Here is a 6,347-nt window from a genome sequence, read left to right on the forward strand (position 1 = left end):
GTTCGTCGTCGTCTTGCTCATAACGGCCCCACCTTCTCAGGAGTTGGGGCCTCCGGCAATCCCGGGGCGGTTCAGATCGTCGCATTCACCTGATCTCCGTATCCGCCGTCGAACGGGCTCTTTACGAACCTGTCAGCGTTATTTGCCGTTCTGGGTTCCAGATTGGGAAGCAGAACGTAAATGTCGAACTTAGTCTCTTTTGGATCAGCACTTGATCGATTCAGATTCACCAAATAGTTGCGCGGGATCTTGTAAGTCCTGTCGCCAAAAGCGATCGGAATCGTCCTCCTGTCGAGAGACGGATAATTTTGCCGCAGCTCCTCGAGAGAGGCATGCCTTTCCAATTTCTCCGCAAAGGACTCGTGCTTCAGCAGCGGGTCGACAGGTTGATAAAACATCTTGTAGCTCAGGAAGGAGCCTGCGATCATCGCAATCACAACGACTGAGCGGACAAGCCACTTCGTCCGGTCGGGAGTTTCTGCGCCGGAGGGAATGCTGGTCGTATAGTATTGCCTACGTCCAAACTCAGTCATATCCCCGGTCCGCTTGCCGATTCCGGCAACCATCCTTTGAGTTGCATTAAGTCTGGTCGTCAACTGCAAGCAGAGCAGGTGCTGAATATTCAGTGAACGGAAGACAGCTTAGGTCATAGCCAACCACGGCGCTCCGCCCTGACCTTGGTCGGCTTCCTTTCCCAAAGCGGACACTGCAGCCATCTGAACAAAGATCGGCTTTGGGCCATTAACGTCGAGCAGTGCTTAGATTGCCCTTAATGTTGGCCCTGCTTCGCACGGTCGGCGGCGGCATCCACGTCATAGGGGGTCGCGCTGTGCGGGAGACCAAACTTTCTGACCACAGACCAGCCAATGCCATAGCCTATTACCGCGCCCAGTAGTGCAGAGAAAAAAATGGCGGGTCGAGGGTCGGCGACAAACTGTTTGAAGAGCTTCCCTCCAAACATGTCGATCAGGCCAAAGCAAAGAAAGCCGATGCTTGCAAACAAGACCGGAACAGGGACCGTCGACCTTATGAAACTCACACGCGCCTCACTCGCTTTCGCATGCCTCCATTATGCGGCAAACCTACTAAAACATCATGGCCGTTCGGCTCTAAACTTTATCGAAACCCGCAGTTCAAAAATGGAGAGGTGGCGGTCGAAATGAGCGCGTGTTCGGAACTCGACGGCGAGCGCGCCAAGCTACTCTCGAAATATCTGCTTCGGGTCAAAACCCGCCCATAGCGACCGAACCGGCGACTTCCGCTTCACCTCGAAGAGCCGACGTTGCCGATGGTCATGCAGACCGTCAGCTATGGGCCATTAACGGAACAGTAGCGCTCTAGCAATTTGGCCAAGGCTTCTTGGTCTAGAGGCAGGTATGCTGCCATTTGCAATGGCTACTATTCCCGCGAGATGGTTCTATGGACGCGAAATCAGCCACACGATTTAAACAGCATGGAGAGCGGGCTATTGAGGAGTTATCCTTGGCGCTCACGCTCGCCAAAGAAGCCTCTCCAGCAGATGAGTTTCTGAGATTGAGGACGTCGGTCGGCGATATCATCGCTCGGATAGACACCGTGCTTCGGGACAACATTTACAAAGATCATCCCGGTCTGGATGGCATGAAAGACTGACCGTTTACGTCCGCAGCGGGTCAAAACCCGCCATAGCGACCGAACCGGCGACTTCCGGTTCACCTCGAAGAGCCGACGTTCGCGATCGTCATGCAGACCGTCAGCTATGGGCCAGGAGCGGACCCGTAAGCGAGTAGGCCGTGGCATTCGCAAGCAACGACGAGCATCGAGTTCAAAGACAAGCCGATAGACGCCTGCTAGCGGGCTTCACGTTACGACTTAGGGGGCCGTCGGACTTCGACCTTCCCTCCGACCTCGATGACCATCAGATCTTCACCGAGCTCCACTGGACCTGAGTAGGTCTTCCGCGTTGGTGGAATCAGATCTTGCTCGGTGGCGTTTGGCAACACGACATGTGAATACACAGCCAGCTTGGGCGTTGTCCGCGCAAACACCTCGCCCGCCTGCTCCGGCGTGGTGTGGTGGCTGATGATGTTAGCCGTCTGCGCCGGCGGAACTCCAATGCGCTGGAATGTCTCTGGTGCGACAACGTTGTGAATCAACAGATCGACGTTCTGGGCGTGCTGAACGAGATTTTCGGAGATGCGCGTGTCTCCGGAAAGCACAACGGACCGGCCGGAATAATCGATCCGGAAACCGAACGCAGGCTTCACTGGCGTGTGGTCCACCTCGAACGCGGTGATCTTCACGCCGCCGTTCTCATAGATGACCCCCTCGGTGATGTCCTCTGCGAGGATCACGACACCGTTTGGTGGTGCTCGGTCGTCGTCTAATCGAATCCGAGTATCGTACTCGAATGCCTGCGCGAGGAACGACATCATGCGCTGGGTCCCCGTTGGCCCCCGCACACGCAGTGGTCGATCCCGGCCTGGCCGCCCCACAAGCCAACCGGTCAGCCACAGATCCGGAAAGCCGACGACGTGGTCCGAGTGCAGATGAGTGAGAAAGACGGCGTCTATTCCCTGCCAGGGCACCTTGACCTGGTTGAGCCGCTGGAGGGCACCTCGGCCTGCGTCAAAAATGAACTTCTGCCCACCCGCCTCGACGAGGGTGCTCGGCCCGAACCGGTTCATAACCGCGGGAGGGCATCCTGTACCCAAGAGGGTAACCTTGATGTCTTGCCCCTGGGCGGCCACCGGGGCAATGAGAGCAAATAGGGCGATTCCAAAAATGCTGAAAACTGAACGACTTGACGCCGCAAAGAAGACCGAGCGGATCATGGATGCGCGCCTCCTGCTCGCTACAGTTTTGGTGATCGGCTGCCTGGAAGCTGTCGCTATCCCAAGCCGCACGATGATGCGGTACAATTGACCTCGCGTCCTGAAAGTTTGCCGAAATTTTCAGAAAAGGGACCTGTAAGAGGCGGCCTTGCCTGAGTCTTCGCAGCATTCAATCGTTCTCGGCGAGCGGACCATTGACCTTGGCCGTGAGCTGTTGATCGATGGGCGCGGCGACATCGTGCCCTTGCGCCCTCGGGCCTGGTTGTTACTTCGGCTTCTCGCGACCCGAGCCGGGCGTCTGGTCAGCAAAGATGAAATCATGGATGAGGTTTGGCCGGACTGCGAGGTCACGGAAGACTCTCTCGTCCACGCCGTGGGCGACGTCAGGCGTGCCCTGGGAGAGGTCGATCGATCCGCCTTAAGGACCCTGCCGCGCCGTGGCTACATGCTGGCAATCAGCGGGAATCAGCTTGTCGGGCCCGGCCGTCCGATCGTGGTGGCACTCGAGCCCCCAAACCCTCGAGAACCGTCGCCTCCATCCGCGATGCCGCACCTGTCTATCGTCGTTCTACCGTTCGCGAATCTCGGTGGCGATCCTGAGCAAGAGTATTTCGCTGATGGTGTAACCGATAGTCTTACAACAGACTTGTCGCGTATCGCCGGCGCGTTCGTCATCGGCCGCAACACCGCGTTCACCTTCAAAGGAAAAGCGGTGGACGTGCGGGAGATCGGCCGTGAGCTGAGTGTCCGTTACGTGCTGGAGGGGTCGGTGCAGCGCGGGGGTAACCGCTTGCGCCTAAACGTCCAGTTGACCGACACGCAAACCAGAACCCAGGTGTGGGCCGAGCGGTTCGACAAGTCGGCTGCCGACTTGCTGGATACACAAGACGAAATCGTATCCCGGCTCGCAAATACTTTGAACGCCGAACTTATCAAGGCCGAAGCACGACGCGCAGAACGGGTGCTCCGGCCGGACGCTGTAGAGCTATACTTTCAGGGCAAGGCTTTCCTGAACAAGGGCGTGACTCCAGCGTTTTTGGCGCGCGCAAGGGACTTCTTGATGCGCGCTGCGGCGCTTGATCCCGACAACATTGAAGTGGCAGTCGCCGCAGCTCAGGTCGACGTATCGATGGGTTCATCCTTTATGACCGATGACGGATCAGTGCATTTCAAGACCGCAGAGAATGCGCTCAACTGCGCGTTGTTGCGTGCGCCGAATCATCCCAGAGCCCACATGCTCCTTGGTGCAGTTCACATTCGGACATGCCGCGCTGCCAAAGGTATCGCTGAATGCCACCAGGCGCTGGGGCTGGATCGGAATCTGGCCGATGCACATGGGTTCATCGGGCTTGGAAAGTATGTGCTGGAGCGTGGCGAGGAGGTGGAGGGGCACATTCAGGATGCGCTGCGAATGTCCCCACGCGACACGCGTGCCTTTCTTTGGTTCATGTTTGTCGGGATGGCCAAGTTGATGACCAAAACGGACCTTGAAGCAATCGGCTGGCTGCGCCGAAGCATCGAAGCCAATCCCAATCACGCCCTTTCTCATTTTCATTTGGCCGGTGCGCTGGCGATAATGGGAGACCTGAAGGAGGCACGATCTAGTGCAGAGGCCGGCTTGACACTTGATCGCAGCTTCACCATCCGTCGATACCGCCTTAATGTCTTCCGGTTCGACAACCCAGACTGGATGGCGAGGCTTGAGCACTTGTATGGGGGAATGCGCGCGGTCGGAATACCAGAGGGGTAACGTCTACTTTGGGTCAAAAGCAGCCGATAGCGACCGAACCGGGGACTTCCAATTCACCTCGAAGAGCCGACGTTCCCGATCATCATGCAGACCGTCAGCTATGGGCCAGGTCCGGACATCTTGCCGGGGTTCGGCTACGATCCGAGCGGCGCAAGGGCGTTGCGCAGCGGTGTGCTAGAAATCTGCATCAGTCCGACAAATGGCTGGCTCAACTCCAGGATCAAGAAAAGCGCTGCGGACGCGGAAGTGGCAAACACCAACATTGCAACGATGTTTATCGGGGTAAGGCGCGAGAACAAACTGAAACTCATGAAGATGATTGCCAGCCAGAAGACCAGTATCGCCAGAAAAGGCATGGGAATCGAGGTGTCAGCGTGTTCAAACAGGAGCAGGCGCGTTTGCACCAAGTCAGTGGCTAGCTGTATTGCCCGTTCCTTGAACGAGCGCTGCGCGTCCGTTTTTGGCGAGAGGTTCTGAATCTTTCCATAAGCATCCACCGACAAGGCGGTCCCCCGAAAGGGCGTTCCCTTCGCGGACTCCAAGCTGTCCTCTCGCCAAATCCTCTTAAGTCGGAGGCCAAGCGGTCTTAGGAAGACAAATATGTCTGGCAACTCCTTGGCTCACATAGTCGGAGGCCAAGCGGTCTTAGGAAGACAAATATGTCTGGCAACTCCTTGGCTCACAGAACGACATGGCTACGATCCGACTTCAGACCAAGCACAAGCGCGGCGAGCGTCGTGATGAGCCCGATTCCTAACCGTATGTAATCTTTTGAATCGTCTGCCAGATAATGGCCCGGCAGGGTGTTGCGGAGCAAAGTGCCGAAGAGCGCGGCAGCTATGATGATCGCTAACGCAATCAAGGACACTGCAATTGGGCTCATTGTAGCTAAGCTCCTGGCGCAGCCGCCTCCCGCTTAGTTGACGATGAGCGAGGACCGGCTGTCTTTCCCGATGTTGCAGCCACGGGAACCCTTTAATTGATCCTCTCCACCGGCGGTGGCTCCCAAGACCCATCTAGGATGGAAGGGGCTTTCTCGTCTGGCCAGTACAGTCGCATAAAGAGCAGGAAGTTATCCTCAGCGAATAGCTGGTGTGGATGTAGTCGATCAGGTCACGCAACGGCCGGGCTGCAGGAGCCTTGCGACTTCCGTGAGCGTGCTGACCATGGGCTCGCAGGCCACTGTCGGCTTACGGCTCTGATTCCACAGCGGCGTCTTGGTGATGCGCGCTTGCGCAGATGGAATACGGATCAGGACCGATGTATCGGCTTGATCGTTCAAGCGCAGAGAAACCGTTTTCGTCTGGACTGCGAACGGCTTGGGGGCAGCAAGATGATCTGCCTTGCCGGCGCGATTGACGATGTGACTTGGCTGTTCAGAGCTCGCCTGCCAGCGGTCTCCGAGGTCGTGACCTGAAGCGAATTGCACGGCACCGATCGTCAATGCGGTCGCGAGAGCGCCTAAAAAAGTTTTGCGAATCTGTGACATGGCCTCGCTCCCCGCCCCACGGCGATCGTTGTTCTTTATGCAGTTCCCCTTTGCCCATCGCTTCCAATGCCATTTTTAACCGTCCGACTGTTTCACCATGCCTTCGTGAAGGCCGGAAAATGGTTTCGTCCCGGCGGATTGTGTTTCGTCACCCCGCGAACCGCACTCGGCGGCGGCTATTCCAGAGGTAGCGGCGATCGTCGGCTGAGGTCCGCAACGGGCCTTGGCCGTGTAAAAACGGCCTTGCAGGGCAGGCAATCTTGAAGCCAAAACTGGGCCAGCGTCAGGCCGCGAT

General features: G+C 57.3%; 8 protein-coding genes. 2 read left to right on the forward strand and 6 right to left on the reverse strand.

Going from position 1 to position 6,347, the window contains the following annotated elements:
- Nucleotides 1-71: 71 nt before the first annotated feature.
- A complete protein-coding gene (locus tag QJT82_RS44775) occupies nucleotides 72-533 on the reverse strand; it encodes a hypothetical protein (RefSeq protein ID WP_264641792.1) in 462 nt (153 codons plus the stop codon).
- Between the two features lie 236 nt (nucleotides 534-769).
- Nucleotides 770-1,003, reverse strand: a complete 234-nt coding sequence (locus QJT82_RS44780; protein WP_155258671.1) for a hypothetical protein — start codon at nucleotides 1,001-1,003, stop codon at nucleotides 770-772.
- A 479-nt stretch (nucleotides 1,004-1,482) separates the two neighbouring features.
- Between QJT82_RS44780 and QJT82_RS44785 the strand changes: the two genes are divergently transcribed.
- A complete protein-coding gene (locus QJT82_RS44785) occupies nucleotides 1,483-1,632 on the forward strand; it encodes a hypothetical protein (protein WP_259242493.1) in 150 nt (49 codons plus the stop codon).
- Nucleotides 1,633-1,844: 212 nt separating this feature from the next.
- Here QJT82_RS44785 and QJT82_RS44790 read toward each other — a convergent pair whose 3' ends face one another.
- Complete coding sequence (locus tag QJT82_RS44790; RefSeq protein ID WP_080686876.1) at nucleotides 1,845-2,813, reverse strand: MBL fold metallo-hydrolase; 969 nt, start codon at nucleotides 2,811-2,813, stop codon at nucleotides 1,845-1,847.
- 148 nt (nucleotides 2,814-2,961) lie between these two features.
- Between QJT82_RS44790 and QJT82_RS44795 the strand changes: the two genes are divergently transcribed.
- Nucleotides 2,962-4,563 (forward strand): winged helix-turn-helix domain-containing protein, encoded by a 1,602-nt coding sequence (locus QJT82_RS44795; RefSeq protein ID WP_051448038.1) that lies wholly within the window; start codon nucleotides 2,962-2,964, stop codon nucleotides 4,561-4,563.
- A 134-nt stretch (nucleotides 4,564-4,697) separates the two neighbouring features.
- Here QJT82_RS44795 and QJT82_RS44800 read toward each other — a convergent pair whose 3' ends face one another.
- From QJT82_RS44800 to QJT82_RS44810, 3 genes are all read right to left on the reverse strand, one after another.
- Nucleotides 4,698-5,066 carry a hypothetical protein gene (locus tag QJT82_RS44800; RefSeq protein ID WP_348652652.1) on the reverse strand — a complete coding sequence of 123 codons (369 nt, stop codon included), beginning with the start codon at nucleotides 5,064-5,066 and terminating at the stop codon, nucleotides 4,698-4,700.
- 176 nt (nucleotides 5,067-5,242) lie between these two features.
- Nucleotides 5,243-5,446 (reverse strand): hypothetical protein, encoded by a 204-nt coding sequence (locus QJT82_RS44805; RefSeq protein WP_281446715.1) that lies wholly within the window; start codon nucleotides 5,444-5,446, stop codon nucleotides 5,243-5,245.
- 225 nt (nucleotides 5,447-5,671) lie between these two features.
- Nucleotides 5,672-6,052, reverse strand: coding sequence for a hypothetical protein (locus tag QJT82_RS44810; protein ID WP_028342958.1), 381 nt, complete (start codon nucleotides 6,050-6,052; stop codon nucleotides 5,672-5,674).
- Nucleotides 6,053-6,347: the final 295 nt, after the last annotated feature.

The sequence above is a fragment of the Bradyrhizobium sp. Mp19 genome (assembly GCF_029952935.1).
In the GTDB taxonomy this organism is placed as follows: domain Bacteria; phylum Pseudomonadota; class Alphaproteobacteria; order Rhizobiales; family Xanthobacteraceae; genus Bradyrhizobium; species Bradyrhizobium elkanii.

Excerpts from the sequence above, each read along its gene's own strand:
- QJT82_RS44775 (WP_264641792.1), bottom strand. The coding sequence starts at position 533 with ATGACTGAGTTTGGACGTAGGCAATACTATACGACCAGCATTCCCTCC.
- QJT82_RS44790 (WP_080686876.1), bottom strand. The coding sequence starts at position 2,813 with ATGATCCGCTCGGTCTTCTTTGCGGCGTCAAGTCGTTCAGTTTTCAGC.
- QJT82_RS44810 (WP_028342958.1), bottom strand. The coding sequence starts at position 6,052 with ATGTCACAGATTCGCAAAACTTTTTTAGGCGCTCTCGCGACCGCATTG.
- QJT82_RS44805 (WP_281446715.1), bottom strand. The coding sequence starts at position 5,446 with ATGAGCCCAATTGCAGTGTCCTTGATTGCGTTAGCGATCATCATAGCT.